At 71.8% G+C, this 26,731-nt stretch carries 28 protein-coding genes; 14 read left to right on the plus strand and 14 right to left on the minus strand.

The annotated features are described in order from the left end of the window. Positions 1–777 precede the first annotated feature (777 nt). Positions 778–1,293: a hypothetical protein gene (locus ACIBEA_RS11645; RefSeq protein WP_399259653.1), complete on the minus strand. Its 516-nt coding sequence runs from the start codon at positions 1,291–1,293 to the stop codon at positions 778–780. 237 nt (positions 1,294–1,530) lie between these two features. On the opposite strand from ACIBEA_RS11645, the gene deoC reads away from it, so the two are divergent. The 3 genes from deoC to ACIBEA_RS11660 are packed head-to-tail and all read left to right on the plus strand — an operon-like array spanning position 1,531 to position 4,842. Beyond that, positions 1,531–2,493: a deoxyribose-phosphate aldolase gene (deoC, locus tag ACIBEA_RS11650; RefSeq protein ID WP_399260127.1), complete on the plus strand. Its 963-nt coding sequence runs from the start codon at positions 1,531–1,533 to the stop codon at positions 2,491–2,493. Positions 2,494–2,498: 5 nt separating this feature from the next. Next, positions 2,499–3,935 (plus strand): aldehyde dehydrogenase family protein, encoded by a 1,437-nt coding sequence (locus ACIBEA_RS11655; protein WP_399259654.1) that lies wholly within the window; start codon positions 2,499–2,501, stop codon positions 3,933–3,935. Next, complete coding sequence (locus ACIBEA_RS11660) at positions 3,928–4,842, plus strand: aldehyde dehydrogenase family protein (RefSeq protein ID WP_399259655.1); 915 nt, start codon at positions 3,928–3,930, stop codon at positions 4,840–4,842. Before ACIBEA_RS11655 ends, ACIBEA_RS11660 begins: the two co-directional genes overlap by 8 nt. Before the next feature lie 163 nt (positions 4,843–5,005). Here ACIBEA_RS11660 and ACIBEA_RS11665 read toward each other — a convergent pair whose 3' ends face one another. Next, a complete protein-coding gene (locus tag ACIBEA_RS11665) occupies positions 5,006–5,356 on the minus strand; it encodes a hypothetical protein (RefSeq protein WP_399259656.1) in 351 nt (116 codons plus the stop codon). Positions 5,357–5,421: 65 nt separating this feature from the next. On the opposite strand from ACIBEA_RS11665, the gene ACIBEA_RS11670 reads away from it, so the two are divergent. After that, complete coding sequence (locus ACIBEA_RS11670; RefSeq protein WP_399260129.1) at positions 5,422–6,129, plus strand: uridine kinase; 708 nt, start codon at positions 5,422–5,424, stop codon at positions 6,127–6,129. 131 nt (positions 6,130–6,260) lie between these two features. Here the strand turns inward: ACIBEA_RS11670 and ACIBEA_RS11675 are convergent, their stop codons facing one another. Then, positions 6,261–6,968 (minus strand): SigE family RNA polymerase sigma factor, encoded by a 708-nt coding sequence (locus tag ACIBEA_RS11675; protein WP_399259657.1) that lies wholly within the window; start codon positions 6,966–6,968, stop codon positions 6,261–6,263. A gap of 195 nt (positions 6,969–7,163) precedes the next feature. Here ACIBEA_RS11675 and afsQ1 point away from each other — a divergent pair, with 195 nt between their 5' ends. From afsQ1 to ACIBEA_RS11690, 3 genes are all read left to right on the plus strand, one after another. Continuing rightward, complete coding sequence (gene afsQ1 / locus ACIBEA_RS11680; RefSeq protein ID WP_283460500.1) at positions 7,164–7,841, plus strand: two-component system response regulator AfsQ1; 678 nt, start codon at positions 7,164–7,166, stop codon at positions 7,839–7,841. Then, the gene (locus ACIBEA_RS11685) at positions 7,838–9,349 is read left to right on the plus strand and encodes a sensor histidine kinase (protein WP_399259658.1); all 1,512 of its coding nucleotides are present in this window, start codon (positions 7,838–7,840) and stop codon (positions 9,347–9,349) included. The genes afsQ1 and ACIBEA_RS11685 overlap by 4 nt, the downstream gene beginning before the upstream one ends. A 68-nt stretch (positions 9,350–9,417) precedes the next feature. Next, a complete protein-coding gene (locus tag ACIBEA_RS11690) occupies positions 9,418–10,083 on the plus strand; it encodes a hypothetical protein (RefSeq protein ID WP_399259659.1) in 666 nt (221 codons plus the stop codon). Between the two features lie 18 nt (positions 10,084–10,101). On the opposite strand, the gene ACIBEA_RS11695 is transcribed toward ACIBEA_RS11690, so the two are convergent. Genes ACIBEA_RS11695 through ACIBEA_RS11705 form a run of 3 tightly spaced genes read right to left on the minus strand, consistent with a single transcriptional unit; the run spans position 10,102 to position 11,264 of the window. Beyond that, a complete protein-coding gene (locus tag ACIBEA_RS11695; RefSeq protein WP_399259660.1) occupies positions 10,102–10,449 on the minus strand; it encodes a hypothetical protein in 348 nt (115 codons plus the stop codon). A gap of 34 nt (positions 10,450–10,483) precedes the next feature. After that, positions 10,484–10,693 carry a hypothetical protein gene (locus ACIBEA_RS11700; protein WP_399259661.1) on the minus strand — a complete coding sequence of 70 codons (210 nt, stop codon included), beginning with the start codon at positions 10,691–10,693 and terminating at the stop codon, positions 10,484–10,486. Next, on the minus strand, positions 10,680–11,264 hold the full coding sequence (locus tag ACIBEA_RS11705) for an XRE family transcriptional regulator (RefSeq protein WP_399259662.1): 585 nt from the start codon (positions 11,262–11,264) through the stop codon (positions 10,680–10,682). The genes ACIBEA_RS11700 and ACIBEA_RS11705 overlap by 14 nt, the downstream gene beginning before the upstream one ends. A gap of 327 nt (positions 11,265–11,591) precedes the next feature. On the opposite strand from ACIBEA_RS11705, the gene ACIBEA_RS11710 reads away from it, so the two are divergent. Beyond that, positions 11,592–12,089 carry a hypothetical protein gene (locus ACIBEA_RS11710; protein ID WP_399259663.1) on the plus strand — a complete coding sequence of 166 codons (498 nt, stop codon included), beginning with the start codon at positions 11,592–11,594 and terminating at the stop codon, positions 12,087–12,089. 63 nt (positions 12,090–12,152) lie between these two features. Here ACIBEA_RS11710 and ACIBEA_RS11715 read toward each other — a convergent pair whose 3' ends face one another. The 3 genes from ACIBEA_RS11715 to ACIBEA_RS11725 all read right to left on the minus strand — a co-directional run bounded on the left by ACIBEA_RS11715 (position 12,153) and on the right by ACIBEA_RS11725 (position 15,287). Then, the gene (locus ACIBEA_RS11715; RefSeq protein WP_399259664.1) at positions 12,153–13,808 is read right to left on the minus strand and encodes a phospho-sugar mutase; all 1,656 of its coding nucleotides are present in this window, start codon (positions 13,806–13,808) and stop codon (positions 12,153–12,155) included. Between the two features lie 49 nt (positions 13,809–13,857). After that, positions 13,858–14,664, minus strand: a complete 807-nt coding sequence (locus tag ACIBEA_RS11720; protein WP_399259665.1) for a purine-nucleoside phosphorylase — start codon at positions 14,662–14,664, stop codon at positions 13,858–13,860. A gap of 185 nt (positions 14,665–14,849) precedes the next feature. After that, positions 14,850–15,287: a gamma-glutamylcyclotransferase gene (locus ACIBEA_RS11725; RefSeq protein ID WP_283460507.1), complete on the minus strand. Its 438-nt coding sequence runs from the start codon at positions 15,285–15,287 to the stop codon at positions 14,850–14,852. A 171-nt stretch (positions 15,288–15,458) separates the two neighbouring features. Between ACIBEA_RS11725 and ACIBEA_RS11730 the strand changes: the two genes are divergently transcribed. Together ACIBEA_RS11730 and ACIBEA_RS11735 are read left to right on the plus strand one after the other, a co-directional pair. Beyond that, positions 15,459–16,898 carry an NAD(P)H-quinone dehydrogenase gene (locus ACIBEA_RS11730; RefSeq protein ID WP_351038327.1) on the plus strand — a complete coding sequence of 480 codons (1,440 nt, stop codon included), beginning with the start codon at positions 15,459–15,461 and terminating at the stop codon, positions 16,896–16,898. Positions 16,899–17,042: 144 nt separating this feature from the next. Then, positions 17,043–17,993: a DeoR/GlpR family DNA-binding transcription regulator gene (locus ACIBEA_RS11735; RefSeq protein ID WP_399259666.1), complete on the plus strand. Its 951-nt coding sequence runs from the start codon at positions 17,043–17,045 to the stop codon at positions 17,991–17,993. Positions 17,994–18,152: 159 nt separating this feature from the next. Here the strand turns inward: ACIBEA_RS11735 and ACIBEA_RS11740 are convergent, their stop codons facing one another. After that, entirely contained in the window at positions 18,153–19,916 is a 1,764-nt protein-coding gene (locus tag ACIBEA_RS11740) for an acetyl/propionyl/methylcrotonyl-CoA carboxylase subunit alpha (protein ID WP_399259667.1), read from the minus strand. 359 nt (positions 19,917–20,275) lie between these two features. On the opposite strand from ACIBEA_RS11740, the gene ACIBEA_RS11745 reads away from it, so the two are divergent. Then, a complete protein-coding gene (locus ACIBEA_RS11745; protein ID WP_399259668.1) occupies positions 20,276–20,701 on the plus strand; it encodes a hypothetical protein in 426 nt (141 codons plus the stop codon). Here ACIBEA_RS11745 and ACIBEA_RS11750 read toward each other — a convergent pair. From ACIBEA_RS11750 to ACIBEA_RS11765, 4 genes are all read right to left on the minus strand, one after another. Continuing rightward, positions 20,682–21,305: a Maf family protein gene (locus ACIBEA_RS11750; RefSeq protein WP_399259669.1), complete on the minus strand. Its 624-nt coding sequence runs from the start codon at positions 21,303–21,305 to the stop codon at positions 20,682–20,684. The genes ACIBEA_RS11745 and ACIBEA_RS11750 overlap by 20 nt on opposite strands. Positions 21,306–21,339: 34 nt before the next feature. Next, complete coding sequence (gene mmpB, locus ACIBEA_RS11755; protein ID WP_354379760.1) at positions 21,340–21,477, minus strand: morphogenic membrane protein MmpB; 138 nt, start codon at positions 21,475–21,477, stop codon at positions 21,340–21,342. Between the two features lie 105 nt (positions 21,478–21,582). Next, positions 21,583–21,792 (minus strand): acyl-CoA carboxylase epsilon subunit, encoded by a 210-nt coding sequence (locus tag ACIBEA_RS11760; protein WP_399259670.1) that lies wholly within the window; start codon positions 21,790–21,792, stop codon positions 21,583–21,585. 28 nt (positions 21,793–21,820) lie between these two features. Beyond that, the gene (locus tag ACIBEA_RS11765) at positions 21,821–23,416 is read right to left on the minus strand and encodes an acyl-CoA carboxylase subunit beta (RefSeq protein ID WP_399259671.1); all 1,596 of its coding nucleotides are present in this window, start codon (positions 23,414–23,416) and stop codon (positions 21,821–21,823) included. Between the two features lie 130 nt (positions 23,417–23,546). On the opposite strand from ACIBEA_RS11765, the gene ACIBEA_RS11770 reads away from it, so the two are divergent. From ACIBEA_RS11770 to ACIBEA_RS11780, 3 genes are all read left to right on the plus strand, one after another. After that, positions 23,547–24,413 carry a biotin--[acetyl-CoA-carboxylase] ligase gene (locus ACIBEA_RS11770; protein ID WP_399259672.1) on the plus strand — a complete coding sequence of 289 codons (867 nt, stop codon included), beginning with the start codon at positions 23,547–23,549 and terminating at the stop codon, positions 24,411–24,413. A 151-nt stretch (positions 24,414–24,564) separates the two neighbouring features. After that, positions 24,565–25,752, plus strand: a complete 1,188-nt coding sequence (locus ACIBEA_RS11775; protein WP_399259673.1) for an adenylate/guanylate cyclase domain-containing protein — start codon at positions 24,565–24,567, stop codon at positions 25,750–25,752. Positions 25,753–25,781: 29 nt separating this feature from the next. Next, entirely contained in the window at positions 25,782–26,606 is an 825-nt protein-coding gene (locus ACIBEA_RS11780; RefSeq protein ID WP_399259674.1) for an enoyl-CoA hydratase/isomerase family protein, read from the plus strand. Positions 26,607–26,731 lie beyond the last annotated feature (125 nt).

Consider the following 26,731-nt stretch of genomic DNA (forward strand, 5'->3'; position numbering starts at 1 on the left):
CGAACAGCAACAGACGACAAGCCACAAGAGCGCGGTCAGATCGCTACGCGCCTCTCCGAGAGAAGCGTCTGCGAGTTGTTTGGGGCTGGTGAGGTGGTGGCGAGGTGGTGGCGAGGGGGTGGCGAGGGGTGCAGAGGGGCTGTGATGGAGGCCGGCACGGGCTGATGGGGGCTGTTGGGTGCCTGTTGGGGGTTGCTGGTGTGGGAACTCGGCGAGGCCGAGTACGGGTCGGGTCTGAGGCCGTCCGCCCCTCACACGAGAGCTCCAAATGCCAACAAAAGGGGCATCTTGGAGGGGTGTTGAGTCCCCACCATCGCCTGACTCGATTCCTACTCGGTGGGGCCGAGATTCCACCCCTCCCGCCCCCTCCCGCACCACTCACCATCCCTCATCAGCCCAAATCAGCTCGCAGACGCTTCTCTCGGAGAGGCGCGTAGCGATCTGAAGGCGTGCTTGTGGCTTGTGGTCGTTGTCTTGTCGCCCGGAGGGCGCGGCAGGGCCGCACTCAGAGCCTCCGGCTCATCGCCCGGAACCCCGATCGGTGGTCCAGGTCCCCCATGCCTTCCCCCGGGGGCCGCCCGACAGTTCTTGGCTTTCCGTGACGGGGTGGCCTGTCAAGGGTGGAGCGGAGCGACATCGCGCAGCGACGCGACCGCAGGGAGCGCCCTTGACAGGTCGCCCCGGCGCGGAGAGACAGTGGAACTGACGGGCAGCCCCCGGAACCTCCCCGACCCCGCCCCGCCGAAGCCCCCGCCCACCGCGGCGAAGCCGCGCCCCTCACGCCCCCCGCGGTAGCGGGTAGGACGTCGTCGTGCCGCCCGCCGGCTTCGTGACCGTCAGGGCCGGGGTGGGGGTGTTCGCCTTGGTGAGGGTGAGGTGGAGACCGCTGAGGGTGGCGGTGGGGTGCGCGCGGTCCAGCTTGGCCATCACGCGGACCAAGTAGGGGTCACCGGGCTTCCAGCCGGGGCCCACGTACCGGATCCAGGCTTCGGGGCCCTCCGCCTTGTTGCGCAGCACCGCGACCAGGCCCTCGCCGATGTAGACCGGAGTTCCCTCGTACCGGCCGTCGCCCGACACGCTGCTCGTACTCGCACCCGTACTCGCACCCGTACTCGCACCCGTACTCGTACTCGCACCCGCAATCACGCCCGCACCCGCGCCCACCGCCGCCGGCGCACCCGCGCCCACCGCCGCCAACGCGCCCGGGGCGGCCGAGGCCGCCGTCGCGGCGGGGGCGAGCAGGGTTCCGGCCAGGGCGGCGGTGGCGAGGGAAGTGCGCAGGGGGTGACGCATGACGACTCCTCGGGCAGCTGGAGCGGTCGGGCGGTGTGGACGCCCGGACCGTGTGGAGCGCAACGACAGCGTCCGCCCGGGGAGCCCTTCCCGCAACCGCCCGCACGGTCCGTAGCCGTCCCCGGCCACTCGCGTAGCCATCCCTCCCACCCCGTACCCCACCCAGACCGATATCGGGTGGTTATGGGGGAGGGGGTGACAGGCCGCTACGCGCGTAGATATGCTCATCTGGTGACCATGCCCACCACACTCCCCGCATTCGCTGACGTGACGACGTCCGACAGCGCGCTGCGCCGCTTCCTGCACGGGCTGCCCGGCGTCGACGCCGTCGGCCTGGAAGCGCGCGCCGCAGCTCTCGGTACCCGTTCGATCAAGACGACGGCCAAGGCGTTCGCCATCGATCTGGCCATCTCGATGATCGACCTGACCACGCTTGAAGGCGCGGACACCCCGGGCAAGGTCCGGGCGCTCTGCGCCAAGGGCGCGAACCCCGACCCGACCGACCGGACCGCCCCGCGCACGGCCGCCATCTGCGTCTATCCCGACATGGCCGGGATCGCGCACGAGGCGCTCGCCGGAACCGGGATCAAGGTGGCCTCCGTGGCGACGGCGTTCCCCGCCGGCCGCGCCGCCCTGCCCGTCAAGCTCGCGGACACCCGTGACGCCGTCGCCGCGGGCGCGGACGAGATCGACATGGTCATCGACCGTGGCGCCTTCCTCGCGGGCCGCTACCTCGACACCTTCGAGCTGATCAAGGCCGTCAAGGAAGCCTGCGTCCGCCCCGACGGGACGGCCGCCCGCCTCAAGGTCATCTTCGAGACCGGTGAGCTGTCGACGTACGACAACATCCGCCGCGCCTCCTGGATCGGCATGATGGCCGGCGCCGACTTCATCAAGACCTCCACCGGCAAGGTGGGCGTGAACGCCACCCCCGCCAACACGCTGCTGATGCTGGAGGCCGTACGCGACTTCCGCGCGCAGACCGGCGTGCAGATCGGCGTGAAGCCCGCGGGCGGCATCCGTACGACCAAGGACGCGCTCAAGTTCCTGGTCCTGGTCAACGAGACCGTGGGCGAGGACTGGCTGGACAACCACTGGTTCCGCTTCGGCGCCTCCAGCCTGCTCAACGACCTGTTGATGCAGCGCCAGAAGCTGAGCACCGGCCGTTACTCCGGTCCCGACTACGTGACGGTGGACTGATCACCATGGCATCCCTTTTCGAGTACGCACCGGCTCCCGAGTCCCGCTCGGTCGTCGACATCGCGCCGTCCTACGGCCTCTTCATCGACGGAGAGTTCACCGACGCCGCCGACGGCAAGGTCTTCAAGACCATCTCGCCGAGCAGCGAGGAAGTGCTGGCCGAGGTCGCCCAGGCGGGCGCCGCCGATGTCGACCGCGCCGTGAAGGCCGCCCGCAAGGCCTTCGAGAAGTGGTCCGCGCTGCCCGGCTCGGAGCGCGCCAAGTACCTCTTCCGGATCGCCCGGATCATCCAGGAGCGCAGCCGCGAGCTGGCCGTCCTGGAGACCCTGGACAACGGCAAGCCGATCAAGGAGACCCGCGACGCGGACCTCCCGCTGGTCGCCGCGCACTTCTTCTACTACGCGGGCTGGGCCGACAAGCTCGACCACGCGGGCTACGGCGCGAACCCGCGCCCGCTCGGCGTGGCCGGCCAGGTCATCCCGTGGAACTTCCCCCTGCTCATGCTGGCGTGGAAGATCGCCCCGGCGCTGGCGACCGGTAACACCGTCGTCCTGAAGCCGGCGGAGACCACCCCGCTCTCGGCCCTGTTCTTCGCGGACATCTGCCGCCAGGCGGGCCTGCCCAAGGGCGTCGTCAACATCCTCACCGGTTACGGCGACGCGGGCGCGGCCCTCGTCGAGCACCCGGACGTCAACAAGGTCGCCTTCACCGGCTCCACCGCCGTCGGCAAGGCCATCGCGCGCCAGATCGCCGGTACGGACAAGAAGGTCACCCTGGAGCTGGGCGGCAAGGGCGCCAACATCGTCTTCGACGACGCCCCCATCGACCAGGCCGTCGAGGGCATCGTCACCGGCATCTTCTTCAACCAGGGCCAGGTCTGCTGCGCGGGCTCGCGCCTGCTGGTGCAGGAGTCGATCCAGGACGAGCTGCTCGACGCGCTCAAGCGCCGCCTCTCCACGCTGCGCCTCGGCGACCCGCTGGACAAGAACACCGACATCGGCGCGATCAACTCGGCGGCGCAGCTGGCCCGGATCACCGCGCTCGCCGAGACCGGCGAGGCCGAGGGCGCCGAGCGCTGGTCCCCGGCCTGCGAGCTGCCGTCCGCCGGTTACTGGTTCGCCCCGACGCTGTTCACCAACGTCACCCAGGCGCACACGATCGCCCGCGACGAGGTCTTCGGCCCGGTGCTGTCGGTGCTGTCGTTCCGTACCCCGGACGAGGCGGTCGCCAAGGCGAACAACAGCCAGTACGGCCTCTCGGCCGGCATCTGGACGGAGAAGGGCTCCCGCATCCTCGCGGTCGCGAACAAGCTCCGCGCGGGTGTCGTCTGGGCCAACACGTTCAACAAGTTCGACCCGACCTCGCCCTTCGGCGGTTACAAGGAGTCGGGCTTCGGCCGCGAAGGTGGCCGTCACGGCCTGGAGGGTTACCTCGATGTCTGAGTCGTCGTCGGCGCGTCTGAGCGTCTTCAAGACCTACAAGCTGTACGTCGGGGGGAAGTTCCCCCGCTCCGAGAGCGGCCGGGTGTACGAGGTGTCCGCGAAAACATCAGGTGGGGGCAAGGGCAAGTGGCTGGCCAACGCTCCGCTGTCCTCCCGCAAGGACGCCCGTGACGCGGTCGTCGCCGCCCGCAAGGCGTTCGGCGGCTGGTCGGGCGCGACCGCCTACAACCGGGGCCAGATCCTCTACCGCGTCGCCGAGATGCTGGAGGGCCGCAAGGACCAGTTCGTCCGCGAGGTCGGCGAGGCCGAGGGCCTGTCCAAGTCCAAGGCGGCCGCCGTCGTGGACGCGGCCATCGACCGCTGGGTCTGGTACGCGGGCTGGACCGACAAGATCGCGCAGCTCGTGGGCGGGGCGAACCCGGTCGCGGGGCCGTTCTTCAACCTCTCCACCCCGGAGCCGACGGGCGTCGTCACCGTCGTCGCCCCGCAGGACTCGTCCTTCCTGGGTCTGGTCTCGGTGATCGCCCCGGCGATCGCGACGGGCAACACCGTCGTCGTGATCGCGAGCGAGAAGGCCCCGCTGCCGGCCCTCTCCCTGGGCGAGGTGCTGGCCACCTCCGACCTGCCCGGCGGAGTGGTCAACATCCTGTCCGGCAAGGCCGCCGAGATGGGTCCGCACCTGGCCTCGCACCAGGACGTCAACGCGATCGACCTGGCCGGCGCCGACGAGGCGCTGGCCACGGAGCTGGAGATCGCGGCCGCGGACAACCTCAAGCGCGTGCTGCGCCGGTCGTCCACGGACGACTGGACCGCCGACCCGGGGACGAAGCGGATGACCGCGTTCCTGGAGACGAAGACGGTCTGGCACCCCACGGGCTCCCTGGGAGCTTCAGGCTCCGCCTACTAGCCCCAGCGACGCCCCTCCTACGCCCCGCGAGCCCCCACAGGGGCCCGCCGGGGCCGTACGGGCCCCCGAACCGGCCCCGACAGCGACCCCCGTGCTGTCGGGGCCTTCCCGTGTCCGGGCGTCCCGTGTGCGGGCGTCCCCGTCGGGGCGGGCGACTTCGCGCCTACTTCACCGCGCCGGGCAGCAGCGGCCCGAGCAGCGAGGAGGCCGCCGCCGCGGGGAGTTCGCCGACCTTGGCCCCCTTGGTCACGCTGTCGGTGACCATGTTCGTGCCGACCGAAGGGAAGTCCGCGACCTTCGTGGCGATGCCGTTGTTCAGCGGGTCCACACCGGTGTTGGCCAGCGGGTTGACCTGGAGGTTCTTGATCGGGTTGGCGACCCCGGCCAGCGCGGCCGGAACGTCCAGCTCACCCGCCTGGGCCCCGCCGGTGGCCAGGGCGAGGGCCGCACCGGCCATCGTGAGGGTGAGCCCTGCGTTGCGCAGGGCCGACGAGGAGGCTGCGTGACGTGCCATGGATGTCCACCTGAGGTCGGGTCTGTGGTCGTAGTCGCGTGCGCACGCAGCGTAGTTGAAGTGTGATCCTGGATACCAACCGGCCACCGGGAGGACCCCCTGCGCGGGTTAATGGTTCACAATTGTGTTCCGTGAGCTGCTCCTCCCCCTCCCCGACCCGAGTCGTCCTGCTGACCGGTCCGTCGGGCTCCGGAAAATCTTCGCTGGCCGCGCGCTCGGGGCTGCCCGTGCTGCGTCTCGACGACTTCTACAAAGAGGGCGACGACCCCAGCCTGCCGCTGGTCGACGGCAGCTCCGACATCGACTGGGACTCGCCGCTGTCGTGGGACGCGGACGCTGCGGTCGCCGCCGTCGCGGAGCTGTGCGCGGGCGGTCGTACCGAGGTGCCGGTCTACGACATCTCCACCAGCTCACGGACCGGGGCCGAGGCCCTGGACATAGCGCGCACCCCGCTGTTCATCGCGGAGGGCATCTTCGCCGCGGACATCGTGGCGCGGTGTCAGGAGCTGGGGCTGCTGGCCGATGCGATCTGTCTGCGCGGTCGGCCCTCCACCACGTTCCGGCGGCGCCTCGCGCGCGATCTGCGGGAGGGCCGCAAGTCGGTGCCGTTCCTGCTGCGCAGGGGCTGGCGGCTGATGCGGGCCGAGCGCGGGATCGTCGCGCGGCACACCGCACTGGGCGCGCACGCCTGTGCCCGTGACGAGGCCCTCGGTCGACTGGCCGCCGCCGCGGCCGGGCGCCACCGCACGACGCGCCCCACGGCCGCGGCCTGACCTAGCGGCCCGAGCACAAAAACGAGCGGGATCACGCGGACCCCCGGCCGCCTGATCCCGCTCGTCCCCCCTCCATGGCCGCCGTCCCACCCCCGTAGGACGGTCCCCCCGGCCGTATGGTCTCCGTGGCGTTACGCCACCAGCTCCTCGAAGGACTCCGCCTCGTCGGCGCCGAAGCTCAGGGCCTGGTCCTCGCGCAGGCGGCGCAGGGAGCGCCAGATGCTCGACTTGACCGTGCCGACGCTGATGTCCAGGATCTCGGCGATCTCCGGGTCCGTGCGGCCCTCGTAGTAGCGCAGCACCAGCATCGTGCGCTGCGGCTCCGGGAGCCGGGTCAGGGCCTGCCACAGGACCGCGCGCAGCTCCGTGCCGCGCATCGCGTCCGTGTCGGAGGCCGTCTCCGGCAGTTCCTCGGTCGGGTACTCGTTCAGCTTCCGGCGGCGCCAGGCGCTGATGTGCAGGTTGGTCATGGTGCGGCGCAGGTAGCCGCCGACGGCCGCCTTGTCGCTGATCCGGTCCCAGGCGCGGTAGGTGGAGAAGAGCGCGCTCTGGAGCAGGTCCTCCGCCTCGTGGCGGTCACCGGTGAGGTGGAAGGCGGTCGCGTAGAGCGAGGCCCGGCGGGCTTCGACGTACGCCGTGAACTCGGCTTCCGCTGAAAGGGACGGCTCGGGTGCGGCCGCGGGGGCCACGGAGGGGGCGGTGTAGGTCTGTGCGTCGATGGCTACCGTGTGCGCCGGCCGCTGTCGGGCGACGGTGACCGGACGGACACCCGCCCGTCGGTTCACATCGTGCAGCCGCGTGACAACCGCGCTGGTCGTGGTGCCGTACAGCGTGTTCATCTCGCGCCCCCCGTCGTGGAGTGTGTCTGCTTCGGTTCTTCGTCCTGTGCGTTGGTAGAAGCCTGCCCCGGTGAGATAACCGGGGTGTCCTTCGACTGTCACAGGCCTGTCACAGGCACCTGTGGACGGAGCTCCTTGCAGGAGTTCGCCGCACGACGGTCGTACGCCCGACGGTCGATGGGACAGAATGAGCCCGTGCCTTTCCTGTTGCTGATCGAGGACGACGACGCCATCCGCACGGCCCTCGAACTCTCCCTGTCACGCCAGGGCCACCGTGTGGCCACTGCGGCGACGGGTGAGGACGGCCTGAAACTGCTGCGAGAGCAGCGGCCGGATCTGATCGTGCTGGATGTGATGCTGCCCGGGATCGACGGTTTCGAGGTGTGCCGCCGGATCCGGCGCACCGACCAGCTGCCGATCATCCTGCTGACCGCGCGCAACGACGACATCGATGTCGTCGTCGGCCTGGAGTCGGGGGCCGACGACTACGTCGTCAAACCCGTCCAGGGCCGGGTGCTCGACGCCCGGATCCGGGCCGTGCTGCGCCGCGGCGAGCGCGAGGCCACCGATTCGGCGGTCTTCGGCTCGCTGGTGATCGACCGCGCCGCCATGACCGTGACCAAGAACGGCGAGGACCTCCAGCTCACGCCGACCGAGCTGCGCCTGCTGCTGGAGCTGAGCCGGCGGCCCGGTCAGGCGCTCTCGCGCCAGCAGCTGCTGCGGCTGGTCTGGGAGCACGACTACCTCGGCGACTCGCGCCTGGTCGACGCGTGCGTCCAGCGGCTGCGCGCCAAGGTGGAGGAGATCCCCTCCTCCCCGACGCTCATCCGTACCGTGCGCGGCGTCGGCTACCGCCTGGACTCCCCGCAGTGATCCGTGCGGCGGCGGAGTCGCTGCTCGCGCGACGGCGCTGGACGAGCCTGCGCCTGCGGCTGCTCCTGGTCTTCGCGCTGGTCGCGCTGACGGCGGCGGTCTCGGCTTCGGGGATCGCGTACTGGCTCAACCGCGAGGCGGTCCTCACGCGTACCCAGGACGCGGCGCTCGGCGACTTCCGGCAGGAGATGCAGAACCGGGCGGCGGCGCTGCCCGCCGACCCCTCGCAGGAGGAGCTGCAGCGCACCGCCGAGTTGATGGCGGGCAGCAGCCCCGGCTACAGCGTGCTGCTGGTGCGCGAGGGCAAGGACGGGCGCAAGATCTTCGGGACCGCGGGCACCGACTCCTTCGGGCTGGACGACGTACCCAAGTCCCTCCAGCAGGCCGTCGACGACCGGCAGAAGACCACCTCGGCCAACAGCGCCGAGTACCACATGTACTGGCAGCGCACGAAGCCGCGCGGCAACCCGTACCTGGTCGGCGGGACGCGGATCGTGGGCGGCGGGCCGACCGGTTACATGTACAAGTCGCTCGCCCAGGAGCGGGACGACCTGAACGCACTCGCCTGGTCGCTGTGCATCGCGACCGGGCTCGCCCTGCTGGGCTCGGCGCTGCTCGCGCAGGCGGCGGCCCGTACCGTGCTCAAGCCCGTGCAGCGGCTCGGGGACGCGGCGCGCAAGCTCGGCGAGGGGGAGCTGGACACGCGGCTGGAGGTGTCCGGGACGGACGAACTGGCCGACCTGTCGCACACCTTCAACAAGACGGCCGAGGCGCTGGAGAAGAAGGTCGCCGACATGAGCGCGCGGGAGGAGTCGAGCCGGCGCTTCGTCGCCGACATGTCCCACGAACTGCGCACCCCGCTGACGGCGTTGACGGCGGTGGCCGAGATCCTCGAAGAGGAAGCCGACACGCTCGATCCGATGATCGCACCGGCGGTCGGGCTGGTCGTGAGCGAGACCCGCCGGCTCAACGAGCTGGTCGAGAACCTCATGGAGGTCACCCGCTTCGACGCGGGAACGGCCCGGTTGGTGCTCGACGACGTCGACGTCGCCGACCAGGTCACGGCCTGCATCGACGCGCGGGCCTGGCTGGACGCGGTGGAACTGGACGCGGAGCGCGGCATCGTGGCGCGCCTCGACCCGCGCCGCCTCGACGTGATCCTCGCGAACCTGATCGGCAACGCCCTCAAGCACGGCGGCTCGCCGGTGCGGGTCTCGGTGCGGGTCTCCGATCCCGCGGAGGACGCCGAGGGCGTGTCCTGGCTGGTCATCGAGGTCAAGGACAACGGGCCCGGGATCCCCGAGGAGGTGCTGCCGCACGTCTTCGACCGCTTCTACAAGGCGAGCGCCTCCCGGCCGCGATCGGACGGCAGCGGGCTGGGCCTGTCCATCGCGGTGGAGAACGCCCACATCCAGGGCGGTGAGATCACCGCCGCCAACGGGGACGGCGGCGGTGCGGTGTTCACGCTGAAGCTGCCGGTGGACCTGGGCGGCGGGGCGGGCGGATGAGCCGGGTGGGCCGAACGAGCCGGGTGAACCAGACGAGCCGGCCGAGCCGGACGAACCAGATGGGCCGGATGAACCGCATGAGGCGGATGCGCAACGGGCTGCTCTTCGGCGCGGCCGCCGCGGGATTGTTGGCCGGTACGGTCGGCTGCGGCATCCGGGCCACGACGGTCCCGGTCGACGTCGGGGCGGCGCCCTCGCGGGTGTCCTGCGATACGCCCGCCCAGCCGGGCGCGGACCCGCAGGGGTTCCGGGCCACTGTGCAACTGCTCTGCGGATCGCAGCTGGTGGGCGTGGAACGGGTGGTGCCACTGCCGGAGAAGAGCACGGCGCGCGACCCGCTGGCCCTGGTCGCCCAGGCGCTGCTGGAGGCGCTGGAGCGGCCGCCGTCGGGGCAGGAGGCGGACGCGGGGTTCAGCACCGGCGTGCCGCAGAACCTCTCGGCCGGTCCGCCGCGGCCCGGCGACCCCAAGGGCACGCTGCGGCTGAGCCGCAAACCGGAGGACCTGACCCCGATCGCCCTGTCCCAGATCGTCTGCACGCTGGCCGGCAGCGAGGCGACGGGCCTGGGCTCGGGCCCGGTGGTCCTGGGCGGCCCGGACGCGGACCCGCCGCGGACCTGGGAGTGCACGGACGCGGTCCGCGCCCGCCCGGAGTCGATCCCGACCCTGGGCGACGTGGTCAGGCCGAGCGGCAGCCCGAGCGGCAGCACCCCGAGCCCCGCGCCGGGGGCCTGAGGGCCTTCGGCCGCCCCCTCAGCGCACGCTCCACGCGCTGATCGCGGCCAGGGGGACCCGGAAGGACTCGCCCAGCGCGGCGGGCAGGCTGCTGGCGCCGGAGATGAGCTGGCAGCCCCGCAGGTGCAGGAAGGCCGGCGGGTACTCGGGCGTCTCCCCGGCCTCCCGGGCGAAGTCCTCGGCGAACCGCGCGTCGGGCAGCTCCCCGTCATCGAGCCGCCCGGCGAGCTCGGTGGCCCAGCGCCGGTGGGCCGCGATCCGACCCGTTATCACCACACCTTGCGCCACGACGGTGATCCGCGGGCCCTCGCCCTCCATCTCCGTGCGGTTGATCAGATCGATGAGCAGGTCGTCCCGTGTGGTCATGCGGGAACCCTAATGATCCTGCGGGTGCACGGAGTCAGCGGACCACGGGGCCCCGCCCCGACCTCCAGTCGTCGATCCGCTTGCGTAAGCCGGCCACCATCGGGAGGGCGTCGATGGCGTCCGGTGCGCACCACGCCACCTCGAACGGCTCGTCGGACGCCCGGAGCGCGCCCCCGGTGGGACGGGCGAGCAGGCAGAGCGAGAACTCCTGCCGGACCTCGTCCTCGTAATCACGCCTGCCCACCGTCGCCGCCCTCCCTGATGTCGCGCCCTCGGCTCCACAGTTCCTCCGCGTGGGCGGCGAAGCGGTCGAACATGCCTTCCTCGCCGTGGCGGCGCAGGTGGAACATCGGTGAGTCGTGTCCGATCACCCGGGCGAGGTGGGGCGTGACGAGGGCGTCCGAGTCGAAGCGGAACACGCTGAGGCCGACGTGGTTCGGGGCGTCCTCCGGCGCGCTGAACCGAACGTCCAGGCCCTCCGAGGGGCCGAGCCGGTCCAGTTGTTCCAGCGTCATGCGGATGCGGGTGGAGACGGTCAGGGCCGCGCCCTCGACGGCCTCGCGCTGGCGGGTGACCTGCCCGTCCGGGTCGCCGAGGAGGAAGCGGACCCGGCAGCCGCTGCTGATCTTCTTGCGAATGATCCCGGCGAAGTCGGGGATGGTGGTCCAGAAGAAGTAGTTCGTGTACCCCGACAGCAGCATGTCGGTGGTCGTGCGGGCGACCAGGTCCGCCCACGTCGTGGAAGGGCACGCGGAACGGTAGGGATACGAGTGGACAAGTTCCCTGTCCTGCCCGACCTTCACACGGCTGGTCACTGCCTCGGGCCAGATCATGCGCTCTTCAACTCCCAACACCCGCGCCACATCCGCACGGTTTCGAGCATGCGGCACCAGTGCGGGATCCGCTAACCAACGGGTGACCGTCTTCCCGGACACCCCCACCCGATCGGCCAATTGGTGCGGCCTCATGCCGGAGTCGGACATAGCTGAGCTCAAGGCCGTGTTCAAGGGCCCTCCACGGGACATCTGGGCGTTCTTCGGAACATAGCGCGGAACGGCCCAACCGTCCTGGTACATGGGCAGATACGTCCTCAAGTGGAGAGCAGGCTGGGTTCATCGGAGGTCCGGAGCACGGGAGGCCTGATGGACGGGTACGGGGATGCGGTCCAGCGTGGGATCGGGTCGGACGGGGGAGCGATGCGCGAGGTCTGTGGGGCGACCGGTGAGCTGCCTTTGGGGCTCGCCCTCGGTGCGGTGCAGATCGCCGGCGAGGGGCGGGACGCCCTCGAACTGATCGCCCCGACGCTCCGGTGCACCCTGGGGCCCCACCGCGGGTGCCACCGCGACCTCGTGCTCGACATGGACGAGGGGGACAGTGCCGTGTGGACCTCGTGGCGCAGTGGTGAGCCGCCGGCCGCCGTCGAGGTGCTCAGGAACTGTGGCGCGGCCACCGGCGGGGACGCGGGGCGCGCCGAGGCGTGCACGCACTTCGCCGGTCACCCGGGCGATCACTCGTGGGCCCTGCTCGACCCCGTGCTGACGTACATCGACCAGTACATGTCCTGTGCGCTGCTCCGGGCAGCCGCGCAGTACCTCGATGCCGTGGGCCGGGCGCCGCGCCGGGGGAGTGCGCAGGGATGAGGAGCCCGGTACGCCGACGGCCCCCGGAGCTCCAGCTCCGGGGGCCGTCGTGGGAGGGGCGGGCTAAATGCCCGCCGCCTGCGCCAGGTCCTTCTTGATCGCGTCCAGGACCTGCTGGCCGCGGGTGCGGGCCGGGGTCAGGTCCGGGGCGTCCGCGACCGGGACGACGACCTCCAGGTAGCACTTGAGCTTGGGCTCGGTGCCGGAGGGGCGGACGATCACGCGGGCCTTGTAGGCGCCGTCCAGGTGGTAGCGCAGGCCGTCGGTGGGCGGCAGCGACGCCGTGCCCTCGTTCAGGTCCTCCGCCGAGACCACGCGCAGGCCCGCCAGCGAGACCGGCGGGTTCGCGCGCAGCGCCGCCATCGCCGAGGCGATGACCGACAGGTCCTCGACCCGGACCGACAACTGGTCGGTGGCGTGCAGGCCGTGGGCCATCGCCAGGTCGTCCAGCAGGTCGGTCAGGGTGCGGCCCTGCTCCTTGAGCACGGAGGCCAGCTCGGCCACCAGCAGGGCGGCGGTCACGCCGTCCTTGTCGCGGACGCCCTCGGGGTCCACGCAGTAGCCGAGCGCTTCCTCGTACCCGTAGCGCAGGCCCTCGACCCGGGCGATCCACTTGAAGCCCGTGAGGGTCTCCTCGTAGGGCAGGCCCGCGGCCTCGGCGATCCGGCCCAGGAGCGAGGACGAGACGATCGATTCCGCGAAGGTGCCGCGTGCGCCCTTGGCCACCAGGTGCGCCGCCAGCAGGGCGCCGACCTCGTCGCCGCGCAGCATCCGCCAGCCCGACGCCGAGGCGTCGTCCGGGACGGCCACGGCGCAGCGGTCCGCGTCCGGGTCGTTCGCGATCACGATGTCCGGGTTCGCCCGGGCGGCCGTGGCGAAGGACAGGTCCATCGCCCCCGGCTCCTCCGGGTTGGGGAAGGCCACCGTCGGGAAGGCCGGGTCCGGCTCCGCCTGCTCGGCGACGAGCACCGGCGCCGGGAAGCCGTGCCGGGCGAAGGCCGCCAGGACGACGTCCTTGCCGACACCGTGCATGGCCGTGTAGACGGTCCGCACGGTCCGCGGCGACCCCGGGGTCAGGACCGCGTCCGTACGCGCCAGGTAGGCCTCCAGGACCTCGTCACCGAGGTCCTGCCAGCCGCTGTCCGGACGCGGTACGTCGGCCAGCGCGCCGATCGCGTCGATCCGGGCCGCGATCTCCACGTCCGCCGGGGACACGATCTGGGAGCCGTCGCCGAGGTAGACCTTGTAGCCGTTGTCCCGGGGAGGGTTGTGGCTCGCGGTCACCTCGACACCGGCGACGGCGCCCAGGTGCCTTATGGCGTACGCCAGGACCGGCGTCGGCAGCGGTCGGGGCAGGACGGCCGCGCGCAGACCGGCACCGGTCATCACGGCAGCGGTGTCCCGCGCGAAGTCCGCCGACTTGTAGCGCGCGTCGTAGCCGACGACCACCAGGCCGCCCGCGTGTCCCTGGGCCTTCAGGTAGGCCGCGAGGCCCGCCGCGGCGCGGATGACCACGTTGCGGTTCATCCGCATCGGGCCCGCGCCCAGCTCGCCGCGGAGCCCGGCCGTGCCGAACTGGAGCAGGCCGGAGAACCGGTCCGCCAGCTCGTCCAGATCCCGCTTCTCGATGAGCCCGGCCAGCTCCTCGGCGGTCTCCGGGTCCGGGTCCTCCGCGAGCCAGGCCTGCGCCCGGCCGATCAGGTCGTCCTGTTCCTGCACTGCTTCCGCCTTACCTCTCGTAACCTCGCGTACCGCCGGCCCGGATGGCTCAGATCCGGGCGAGGACCTGGGTGAGCAGCTGACCCATGCGGGCGGCCGAGTCGCGGCCGGCCTGCAGGACCTCTTCGTGGTTGAGCGGCTCGCCCGACAGGCCCGCCGCCAGGTTGGTGACCAGGGAGATGCCCAGGACCTCCGCGCCGGCCTCACGGGCCGCGATGGCCTCCAGCACGGTGGACATGCCGACCAGGTCCGCGCCCATGACACGGATCATGTTGATCTCGGCCGGGGTCTCGTAGTGCGGGCCGGGGAACTGGACGTAGACGCCCTCTTCCAGCGACGGGTCGATCTCCTTGCACATCGCGCGCAGGCGCGGCGAGTACAGGTCGGTCAGGTCCACGAAGTTCGCGCCGATGATGGGCGAGGTGGCCGTCAGGTTGAGGTGGTCGCTGATGAGGACCGGCTGGCCGGGGCGCATGCCCGCGCGCAGGCCGCCACAGCCGTTGGTGAGGACGATCGTCTTGCAGCCGGCGGCGACGGCGGTACGGACGCCGTGCGCGACGGCGGCGACGCCGCGGCCCTCGTAGTAGTGGGTCCGGCCGAGGAAGAGCAGCGCGCGCTTGTCGCCGATCTTGTACGAGCGGATCTTGCCGCCGTGGCCTTCGACGGCGGGCGGGGGGAAGCCCGGGAGTTCGGTGACCGGGAATTCGGCCTCGGGAGCGCCGAGCGCTTCGGCGGCAGGCGCCCAGCCGGAGCCCATGACGAGGGCGACGTCGTGGGTTTCGGCGCCGGTCAGCTCACGCAGACGCGCGGCCGCGGCGTCGGCGGCGGCATGGGGATCGGTAACAGATGCGTTCACGCGGACGAGCGTAACCGCTCTGCCCCTACGCGCGTAGATGGCACAGCTCACGGTGTTCGGATCGTTGCCTTGTCGTTTCCGACCAAATGTCCCGGCGGGGCCCGGCGCGGGCCCGGCGCGGCGCGGTGAGGGGGCCGGTGGGGGGCCTGGCGGGGGTCCGGCGCGGCGCGCCGGACCCGACCGGGTCAGCAGGGCCGCTTGCGCAGTTCCATCACGTAGTCGTGCGGCGCGCCCGCGGATTCGGCGGCGTCCGCCAGCTCCCCGAGGTAGCGCGCCGAGGGCAGCCCGCCCTCGTAGCCGTTCAGCACGTACACCCAGGCGGCCTCCTCGCCGTCCAGCGTGTGCACGCGCACCCGCATCCTGCGGTAGATGTCGAGCCCGACACCTTCCCAGCGGTCCATGGACTCCTCGTCCAGCGGCGCGACGTCGTACAGGGCGACGAAGACCTGGTGGCGGGGCGCTTCCACGATCGTGGCGAGCGCGCCTTCCCAGCCCATCTGTTCCCCGCCGAACGTCAGCCGCCAGTCGTTCAGCCACCCCGTTCCGCGCAGCGGGGAATGCGGAGCGCGGCGCGTCATCAGCCGCGGGTCGAGGTTGCCGGCGTACGCGGCGTAGAGCGACATGAGGTCGAGGGTACGGGAGGTACGGCGATGGACGCGTGCCCGGATGGCGGGACCGGGCGCGAAGCACCTTGATGCGTGCGGGACAATGGGGCACGGAATGCATCCCCCGGGGAGACCCCCGGAACCCCGGCCGGGGGGCAGCCGGCCGGGTAGACGTGAGGCGGACTTTTCGTGACCCGGATCGTGATCATCGGCGGCGGCCCCGGCGGATACGAGGCGGCCCTGGTAGGCGCCCAGCTCGGCGCGGAGGTGACCGTCGTGGACTGCGACGGTCTGGGCGGGGCCTCGGTCCTCACCGACTGCGTGCCCTCCAAGACCCTGATCGCCACCGCCGAGGTGATGACGACCTTCGACTCGTCCTACGAGGAGCTGGGCATCGTCGTCGCCGACGACACCCCGCCGCTGGAACAGGCGGCCCGGGTGGTCGGCGTGGACCTCGGCAAGGTCAACCGACGCGTCAAGCGCCTCGCGCTGGCCCAGTCGCACGACATCACGGCCTCCGTCACCCGGGCGGGCGCCCGCGTGCTGCGCGGCCGCGGCAAGCTCGGCGGCCCCCAGGGCATCGACGGCACCCGTGACGTCATCGTGACGGCCGCGGACGGCACGGAGACGATCCTGACCGCCGACGCCGTCCTGATCGCCACCGGCGGGCACCCGCGCGAGATCCCGGACGCCATGCCCGACGGCGAGCGGATCCTGAACTGGACCCAGGTCTACGACCTGGAGGAGCTCCCCGAGGAACTGATCGTGGTCGGCTCCGGCGTCACCGGCGCCGAGTTCGCCGGCGCCTACCAGGCCCTCGGCTCCCGGGTCACCCTCGTCTCCTCCCGCGACCGCGTGCTGCCGGGCGAGGACCCGGACGCCGCGGCCGTCCTGGAGGACGTGTTCCGCCGCCGCGGCATGAACGTCGTGGGCCGCTCGCGCGCCGAGTCCGCCAAGCGGGTCGGCGACCGGGTCGAGGTCACCCTGTCCGACGGCCGCGTCATCACCGGCACGCACTGCCTGATGGCGGTCGGCGCGATCCCCAACACCGGGAACATGAATCTGGAGGAGTCCGGCGTCCGGCTCACCGAGTCCGGGCACATCTGGACCGACAAGGTCTCGCGGACCTCCTCCCCGGGCGTGTACGCCGCCGGTGACGTCACCGGGATCTTCGCCCTGGCGTCCGTCGCGGCCATGCAGGGCCGGATCGCGATGTACCACTTCCTCGGCGACGCGGTGACCCCGCTGAACCTCAAGACGGTGTCCTCGAACGTCTTCACCGACCCCGAGATCGCCACCGTCGGCTACACGCAGGCCGACGTGGACTCCGGCAAGATCGACGCCCGCTGCGTGAAGCTGCCGCTGCTGCGCAACCCGCGCGCCAAGATGCAGGGCATCCGCGACGGTTTCGTGAAGCTCTTCTGCCGTCCCGGCACCGGGATCGTCGTGGGCGGCGTGGTCGTGGCCCCGCGCGCGAGCGAGCTGATCCACCCCATCTCGATCGCCGTCGACAACAACCTGACGGTCGAGCAGATCGCAAACGCGTTCACCGTGTACCCCTCGCTGTCGGGGTCGATCGCCGAGGTGGCCCGCCAGCTGCACACCCGCAAGGCGGCCGGCGAGGCGTAATTGCCGTACCCCTTCCGGCGCTTCCGATGGTGACCGGTTGCGCCGGAAGCGCGCATATCACACCAGTGCCCGATCTGTTCTCATCTTCTACATTTCGGCGTCGGGCCCTGAAAGGAACGGACTGGTTGCGTTACTGTCAGTTTCGTGTTCGCTGCAGAACGTCGTCAATTGATCCTCGAAATGGTGCGCGCCAACGGAGCGGTATCGCTCCGTGAGCTCGCCCGCGTCGTCCAGACCTCCGAAGTGACCGTACGGCGGGACGTGCGGGCACTGGAGGCAGAAGGACTCCTCGACCGCCGGCACGGCGGTGCGGTTTTGCCGGGCGGTTTCACGCGGGAGTCCGGCTTTCCGCAAAAGTCCCATCTCGCGACGGCGGAGAAGACCGCCATTGCCGATGTCGCGGCGGGTCTCGTCGAAGAAGGCGAGGCCATCGTCGTCGGCGCGGGCACCACCACCCAGGAGCTGGCCCGTCGGCTCGCCCGGGTGCCGGGTCTGACCGTCGTCACCAACTCGCTGCTCGTCGCCCAGGCGTTGGCGCACGCCAACCGGGTCGAGGTCGTCATGACCGGCGGGACCCTGCGCGGGTCCAACTACGCCCTGGTCGGCAGCGGGGCGGAGCAGTCCCTGCAAGGGCTGCGCGTCTCCCGGGCGTTCCTGTCCGGGAGCGGTCTGACGGCCGAACGCGGGCTGTCCACGTCCAACATGCTCTCCGCGAGCGTGGACCGGGCGCTGGTGCAGGCGGCCGCCGAGGTGGTGGTCCTGGCCGACCACACCAAGCTCGGCACGGACACCATGTTCCAGACGGTGCCCACGGACGTCATCACCCGACTCGTGACGGACGAGCCGCAGTCGCACGACGACCGGGCCGCCACCGAGCTCCAGGCGATGGCCGACCAGGGCGTCCAGATCACCATCGCGGGGGCCACCACCCCGGCGGCCACCGACGGCATGCAGGGCCGGCGTCCGCGCCGCGACTCCCCACTGCCCGTACAACGCCGTGGCGGCCCCACCGCACAACTGCGCAGCGCCCCCTCGGGGATGCTGGAGCAGCAGGCGGGGGAGCGCGCCAGGGTCGCGGACATGCGCCGCCGCTAGGGCGCATGAACGTGGAGCAACCCCGACGGGGCCGGAGTGATCCGGCCCCGTCGGTGCGGTGCGGTGCGGTGCGGTGCGGTGCTGCTGTTCTGTGCTGTTCTGTGCTGTTCTGTTGGATGAGGTGCGGTACGGGCAGCGGTCGCCGCCGCCCCGACGACCTCAGTCCTTGATCTCGCAGATCGTGGCGCCCGAGGTGACCGAGCCGCCGACCTCGGCGGACAGGCCGACGACGGTGCCGGAGCGGTGCGCGTTGAGCGGCTGCTCCATCTTCATGGCCTCCAGGACGACGATCAGGTCGCCCTCGTTGACCTGCTGGCCCTCCTCGACGGCGACCTTGACGATGGTTCCCTGCATCGGGGACGCCAGGGTGTCGCCGGACGCGGCCGGGCCGGACTTCTTCGCGGCGCGCCGCTTGGGCTTGGCGCCCCCGGCGGCCGCGGTGCGGGCCAGGGTCATGCCCAGGCTGGAGGGCAGCGAGACCTCCAGGCGCTTGCCGCCGACCTCGACCACGACGGTCTCGCGGCCCGGCTCGTCCGGCTCCTCGTCGACCGCGGGGACCACGAAGGCGGGGATCTCGTTGACGAACTCGGTCTCGATCCACCGGGTGTGGACCGTGAACGGGTTGCCGTCGGAGGGCGCGAACGCGGGGTCGACGACGACCGCGCGGTGGAAGGGAACGGCGGTGGCCATGCCCTCGATCTCGAACTCCGCGAGCGCGCGGGCGGCGCGCTGCAGGGCCTGCTGGCGGGTGGCGCCGGTGACGATCAGCTTGGCCAGGAGCGAGTCCCAGGCGGGCCCGATGACGCTGCCGGACTCGACGCCCGCGTCGAGGCGGACGCCGGGGCCCGACGGCGGGGCGAAGCGGGTGACGGTGCCGGGGGCGGGCAGGAAGCCGCGGCCCGGGTCCTCGCCGTTGATGCGGAACTCGAAGGAGTGCCCGCGCAGGACCGGGTCGCCGTAACCGAGTTCCTCGCCGTCGGCGATCCGGAACATCTCGCGGACCAGGTCGATGCCGGCGACCTCTTCGGTGACCGGGTGCTCGACCTGGAGGCGGGTGTTGACCTCCAGGAAGGAGATCAGGCCGTCGGCGGAGACCAGGAACTCGACCGTGCCGGCGCCGACGTAGCCGGCCTCCTTGAGGATCGCCTTGGACGCGGCGTACAGCTCCGCGTTCTGCGCCTCGCTCAGGAACGGGGCGGGGGCTTCCTCGACCAGCTTCTGGTGGCGGCGCTGGAGCGAGCAGTCACGGGTGGAGACGACGACCACGTTGCCGTGGGAGTCGGCCAGGCACTGGGTCTCTACGTGGCGGGGCTTGTCGAGGTACTGCTCGACGAAGCACTCGCCGCGGCCGAAGGCGGCGACGGCCTCGCGGACCGCGGAGTCGTAGAGCTCCGGGATCTCTTCGAGGGTGCGGGCGACCTTGAGGCCGCGACCGCCACCGCCGAAGGCGGCCTTGATCGCGATCGGCAGCCCGTGCTCGGTGGCGAAGGCGACGACCTCGTCGGGCCCGGAGACCGGGTCGGGGGTGCCGGCGACGAGGGGGGCCCCGGCGCGCAGCGCGATGTGTCGGGCGGCGACCTTGTCGCCGAGGTCACGGATGGCCTGCGGGGGCGGGCCGATCCAGATCAGGCCCGCGTCGATGACGGCCTGCGCGAATTCGGCGTTCTCCGACAGGAAGCCGTATCCGGGATGGATGGCGTCGGCTCCGGAATCGGCAGCCGCCTGAAGGACCTTCGCGATGTCCAGATAGCTGGCGGCCGGGGTGTCACCGCCCAGCGCGAAAGCTTCGTCGGCCGCGCGGACGTGCAGAGCGTCCCGGTCCGGATCGGCGTACACGGACACGCTAGCGATCCCGGCATCCCGGCAGGCCCGGGCAACGCGGACAGCGATTTCGCCACGGTTGGCGATGAGCACCTTGCGCACGATGGCTCCCTCCTTGAAACAAGCTGAGTTTAGGGACAGCCGACACGGCCTTTCGACCCGTCCCCAGAGGTGAGCTTGCCCACACGGAGCGTTATTCGAGGCTCCCTCGAGTGTCGACACCCCTTGTGGCGCCCCAGGTCAGCGGGATCCCCGACTGCACCCTAGCCGTGCCGTGTGTCGAAGGTCTCTGCGTTTGGGGTCAGCGGGTCGCAGGGTTTCTTTGTGGACTCCCTACCAACGGGCCCCGCTTTCTTTGCCCGTAACGAAGCGGCCCCGACCCCTTGTCCGGAGGTTTACCCGTTAGTAGCCTCCAGGAGTCGAACGCTTTTGTGGACGCATGCGGATCGGGTGGGGGCGCCGTGCTGCGCAGACTCGTGGCCTCGGTGGCCGCGATCGTTCTTGTGGTGGAAGCGGCGGTGCTGGTGGTCGTCCACATCGTGCTGGGCGCGACCACGCACAACCAGGCCATGTCGATAGCGGGCATGGATCCTGACGTCATGTCGACGGTCACCTACGCCCTGGGCGCGGGCATCGGGATCTTCCTGCTGGCGGCGGCGGTGTTCCTGGCCGTCACCGCGGTCCGCGACCGGCCCCCGGGCCGCTTCGCCCGGGTGCTGTTCGTCGTCACGGCCGTCACCCACATCGTGCTCGGCGCCCTCGCCGCCGCACTGGTCGGCTGGGGCGCCTTCGCGGCCACGATGCTGATCTTCTGCCTGCTGGTGCTGACCCTGACGCTCTACGCCAAGGTCAGCGGGGAGATGCAGATCACGTCCACAAGTCCGTGATGGACACGTCCAGTTCGCCCAGCAGCGAGCGCAGCAGCGGCAGCGACAGCCCGATCACGTTGCCCGGGTCCCCGTCGATGCCGTCGACGAAGGGTGCCGAGCGGCCGTCGAGGGTGAACGCCCCGGCCACGTGCAGCGGCTCGCCGCTCGCCACGTACGCCGCGACCTCCGCGTCCGTCGGCTCGCCGAAGCGGACCGTCGTGGACGCGGTGGCGGAGACCTGAGCCCCGTTCGCGGTGTCGATCAGGCAGTGCCCGGTGCGCAGGACGCCGCTGCGGCCGCGCATCGCCTTCCAGCGGGCCACGGCCTCCTCGGCGTCGGCGGGCTTGCCCAGCGCCTCCCCGTCCAGCTCCAGCACGGAGTCGCAGCCGATCACCAGCGCCCCCGCGGCCTCGGGCAGCGCCGCCACCACGGCGGCCTTCGCCTCGGCCAGGACGAGCGCCAGCTCGGCCGGCGAGTCCGCCTCCAGGGCGTCCTCGTCCACCCCGCTGACGATCACGTGCGGGGCGAGGCCGGCCTGGCGCAGCAGGTTCAGTCGGGCGGGCGAGGCGGAGGCGAGGACGAGGGCGCGCGGCTGCGCGGGCGTGGCGGTCATGGGGGCCATCGTAGGAGCCCCGGGGGGCCCGGCGCAGGCGGCCTCAGCGCAGGCCGTGCACGCCGAGGACGTAGACGACCACCACCATCGCCAGCGCCAGGACCACGCTCATCCGGCGGATCATCGACTGCGCCTCGCGCATGTCCTTCGGCGGCTCGTTCTTCGGATCGGACCAGAGCATGACCCGATCGTGCTCCGGGTACGCCGGTGGCGCCTGAGTACGGGTACTCAGGCGCCACCGTCCGTTCACGTCATCTTCGGCCCGGGCGCGCGCCCGGGCGCCGGCTCAGGACGGCCAGTACGTACGCCCCCACGCTCGCGGCCCCGGCTGCGGCAGCCGCCGCCGGGCCACCCGCGAGGGGGCCGCCCACTCGTCCTCGACCGGAGGAGCGCCCGGCACCGCCGCTGCCAGCGCCGCCGCGCGCGCTTGGACCACCGCCAGTGCGGCGGCCAGCTCCTCGGGGGTCGGGTTGCCCTTGACCACCTTGATCACCACAGAGACCTCCAGGGTCCGGTCCGGGGTCCTACAGGGGAATGTTGCCGTGCTTCTTCGGCGGCAGCGACTCGCGCTTGGTGCGCAGCTGCCGCAGCCCCTTCACGATGTGCGCCCGGGTCTCGGACGGCATGGTCACCGCGTCGATGTAACCGCGCTCGGCGGCCGTGTACGGGTTGAGCAGGGTGTCCTCGTAGTCGGCGATCAGCGCGGCCCGGGTGGCCTCGGCCTCCGCCTCGTCCTTGGCGGCCGCGATCGTCCGCCGGTGCAGGATGTTCACCGCGCCCTGCGCGCCCATGACGGCGATCTGCGCGGTCGGCCAGGCCAGGTTCAGGTCGGCGCCGAGGTGCTTGGAGCCCATGACGTCGTAGGCGCCGCCGAAGGCCTTGCGGGTGATCACGGTGATGAGCGGGACGGTGGCCTCGGCGTACGCGTAGATCAGCTTCGCGCCGCGCCGGATGATTCCGTTGTACTCCTGGTCCGTGCCCGGCAGGAAGCCCGGTACGTCGACGAACGTCAGCACCGGCACGTTGAAGGCGTCGCAGGTCCGCACGAAGCGGGCGGCCTTCTCGCTCGCGTCGATGTCCAGGCAGCCCGCGAACTGCATCGGCTGGTTCGCGACGATGCCCACCGGGTGGCCCTCGACCCGGCCGAAGCCGGTCAGGATGTTCGGCGCGAACAGCCCCTGGGTCTCCAGGAACTCGCCCTCGTCCAGGACGTGCTCGATCACGGTGTGCATGTCGTACGGCTGGTTGGCGCTGTCCGGGATCAGGGTGTCCAGTTCGAGGTCCGTGGCCGAGACCTCGGTGTCCGCCTCCTCGGGGAAGGCGGGGGGCTCCGAGAGGTTGTTCGACGGCAGGTACGCGAGGAGCGACTTCACGTACTCGATCGCGTCCTTCTCGTCCCCGGCCAGGTGGTGGGCCACGCCCGAGACGCTGTTGTGCGTGCGGGCGCCGCCCAGCTCCTCGAAGCCGACGTCCTCGCCGGTGACCGTCTTGATGACGTCCGGGCCGGTGATGAACATGTGCGAGGTCTTGTCGACCATCACCGTGAAGTCGGTGATCGCCGGGGAGTACACGGCGCCGCCCGCGCAGGGTCCGACGACCAGGCTGATCTGCGGGATCACGCCGGAGGCGTGCACGTTGCGGCGGAAGATCTCGCCGTACATGCCGAGCGCGCTGACGCCCTCCTGGATCCGGGCGCCGCCGGAGTCGTTGATGCCGACCAGCGGGCAGCCGGTCTTCAGCGCGAAGTCCATGACCTTCATGATCTTCTGCCCGTAGACCTCGCCGAGGGCCCCGCCGAAGACGGTGAAGTCCTGTGAGAACACGGCCACCGGGCGCCCGTCGACCGTGCCGTAGCCGGTCACCACGCCGTCGCCGTAGGGCTTGGTCTTCTCCAGACCGAAGTTGGTCGAGCGGTGCCGGGCGAAGCCGTCCAGCTCGACGAACGACCCCTCGTCCAGCAGTAGCGCCACCCGCTCACGAGCCGTCAGCTTGCCCTTGGCGTGCTGCTTCTCCACGGCGAGCGCGGATCCGGCATGGGTCGCCTCGTCGATGCGGCGCTGCAGGTCCGCGAGCTTGCCCGCGGTGGTGTGGATGTCGATCGGCTCTGAGGGTTGAGACATCGGGGTCGCGGCTCCCTGGAAGGTCAACTGCCATGGTCAATTGATTGACTGCTGCTGGCTACTGGTGCGTAGCGTATCGGCGGGCATGGCGCTCGGCAGTGCGGCGTTTGCCACACCTACTGTGGGTTGCATGACGCCATCAGATGCCTCATCCGGAGCCGCCGCCGACCGCTGGTCCAGCCTGAGCCGGCCGCCGCTGTCCGCCGCCGCGCTCCAGCGGGCCCTCGTGGTCCCGGGTGGACTGTGGACCTCGGTCGAGGTGACCGGATCCACCGGCTCCACCAATACCGACCTCGCCGCTCGGGCCGCGCGGCTCCCGGAAGGGGCCGTACTGGTCGCCGAGGAGCAGACCGCCGGGCGCGGGCGCCTCGACCGGAGCTGGACGGCCCCCGCGCGCTCCGGGCTGTTCTTCTCGGTCCTGCTCAGGCCCGGGCCGGACGTGCCGATGGAGCGCTGGGGGTGGCTGACCCTGCTCGCCGGGGTGGCCACCGCGACCGGACTGTCCCGGGCGGCCGGGGTGGACACCGCCCTCAAATGGCCCAACGACCTGCTGGTCACCGTGGACGGCGAGGAGCGCAAGGCCGGCGGCATCCTCGCCGAGCGCACCGGCGACGGGGTGGTCGTCGGGATCGGACTGAACGTCTCGCTGACCGAGGACGAACTGCCCGTGCCCACGGCCGGTTCGCTGCTGCTCGCCAAGGCCACCGTCACCGACCGCGACCCGCTCCTGAAGTCCGTACTGCGCTCCCTGGAGCAGTGGTACGAGCGCTGGCGGGCGGCCGGCGGCGACCCGGCGACCAGCGGTCTGCAGGAGACGTACGCGGCGGGCTGCGCGACGCTGGGCAGGCACGTGCGGGCGGAGCTGCCCGGCGGGCGGCAGCTGACCGGAACGGCCGAAGCGGTGGACGCGGACGGGCGGCTGGTGATCCGGACGGCGGACGACGCGCACGAAGCGGTGGGCGCGGGGGACGTCGTACACCTGCGGTCGATCCACTAGCCGGTCCACCGGCCGCGGACCGGCGATGAACAGCTGGTGGAGTGGGGAGTGAGCTACGGCACACCTGCCGTATGGTTTAGGCGATCCCGGTGCTCCCGGTGATCAACCGGTTCGGCAGGGCAGTGCGCACGGAATGGACAGGAGGCGGCTCTTGACCGTCGACGACCCGACGTCCAGCGCGTCCGGCTCCCCGGGCGGCGGACCCGTGAGCGGTCCGGGCACCCCGATCGGGCGTGACCAGCACACTCCCCACCACGAGGTCGACCACACCGTCCAGCCGACGGCGGATCCGCTCGCCATCCGGCTGGAGCAGCTCATCCTGGGCGCCGAGCGCCGGTACACGCCCTTCCAGGCGGCCCGCAGCGCGGGCGTCTCGATGGAGCTGGCGTCGCGCTTCTGGCGCGCCATGGGCTTCGCGGACATCGGGCAGGCCAAGGCGCTCACCGAGGCGGACGTGCTGGCCCTGCGCCGGCTGGCCGGCCTGGTGGAGGCCGGGCTGCTCAGCGAGCCGATGGCGGTGCAGGTGGCGCGCTCCACCGGGCAGACCACGGCGCGCCTCGCCGAGTGGCAGATCGACTCGTTCCTGGAGGGGCTGACGGAGCCGCCGGAGCCGGGGATGACCCGTACGGAGGTCACGTACCCGCTGGTGGAGCTGCTCCTGCCGGAGCTGGAGGAATTCCTCGTCTACGTGTGGCGCCGCCAGCTGGCGGCGGCCACCGGGCGGGTGGTGCAGGTCGCCGACGACGAGGAGATGGTCGACCGGCGGCTCGCGGTGGGCTTCGCGGACCTGGTGGGCTTCACCCGGCTGACCCGGCGCCTGGAGGAGGAGGAGCTGGGCGAGCTGGTCGAGGCCTTCGAGACCACGGCGGCGGACCTGGTGGCCGCGCACGGCGGCCGGCTGATCAAGACCCTGGGCGACGAGGTGCTGTACTGCGCCGACGACGCGGGGACGGCGGCGGAGATCGCGCTGCGCCTGATCGAGACGATGGAGGAGGACCCGCAGATGCCCGAGCTGCGGGTGGGCATCGCCTTCGGCACGGTGACGACCCGGATGGGCGACGTCTTCGGTACCACCGTGAACCTGGCCTCGCGACTGACCTCGATAGCGCCGAAGGACGCGGTGCTCGTGGACGGGGCGATGGCCGAGGAGCTGGGCCGCACCGGGGCGTCGCCGGTCTCGGAGAAGAAGGCGGCCGAGGAGCGGGCGCAGGCGGGCCCCGACGCGGACGGGGTGACGTACCGCTTCGCGCTCCAGCCGATGTGGCAGCGGCCGGTGCGCGGACTGGGGGTCGTGGAGCCCTGGTTGCTGACGCGGCGGACACCTAAGATCCCTGGGTAACGTTCGTTAACCAGGAGGGTGTGGGCGCTGTGGGCACTGGCGACGAGGCTGAGGTCCGGTTCGGGGAGTTCGTCGCGGTGCGGCGCCACGGCGAGGGCGGCGCGGTGGCGGAGCTGGTCCTGGACCGGCCCAAGGCCATGAACGCCGTCTCCGACGCGCTGGCGCGCTCGCTGGGCGCCGCGTGCGAGGCGCTGGCCGCCGACGCCGGGGTGCGGGTGACGGTCCTGACCTCCACGCACGAGCGGGCCTTCTGCGTGGGCGCGGACCTCAAGGAGCGCAATTCCCTGACCGATGCCGAGCTGGCGGCCCGGCGGCCCGCCTCGCGCGGCGCGTACGGGGGCGTGCTCGCCCTCCCGATGCCGACGATCGCGGCGGTCCACGGCTTCGCCCTCGGCGGCGGCTTCGAGCTGGCCCTGTCCTGCGACGTGATCGTGGCCGACACCACCGCGGTGGTGGGCCTGCCGGAGGTGTCGGTGGGCGTGATCCCGGGCGGCGGCGGTACGCAGCTGCTGCCGCGGCGGGTCGGGGCGGCGCGGGCCGCGGAGCTGATCTTCACCGCGCGACGGGTGGAGGCTGCGGAGGCGCTGGCGCTGGGCCTGGTCGAATCGGTGGTCCCGGCGGGCACCGACCGTGCGGCGGCCCTGGAGCTGGCCGGGCGGATGGCGGCGAACTCCCCGGTGGGGCTGCGGGCGGCCAAGCGGGCGCTGCGGCTGGGGCACGGGCTCGACCTGGCGGCGGGCCTGGACGTCGAGGACGCGGCCTGGTGGGGCGTGGCCTTCTCCGCGGACCGGGCCGAGGGCGTGGCGGCGTTCAACGAGAAGCGCAAGCCGAACTGGCCGGGGGCGCGAGGCTGACCCCCCCTGCGGGGCGCCGGGCGTGCCCTCTCCGGCCCGATCCAGCCTCGCCGGGGGGGGGGGGGGGGGCGCGGGGGGCGCGGGGGGGGGCCGCCCCCCGCGGGGGGGGCGGGCCGGGGGGGCGG

The organism is Streptomyces sp. NPDC051555 (assembly GCF_044454405.1).
Taxonomy (GTDB): Bacteria; Actinomycetota; Actinomycetes; order Streptomycetales; family Streptomycetaceae; genus Streptomyces.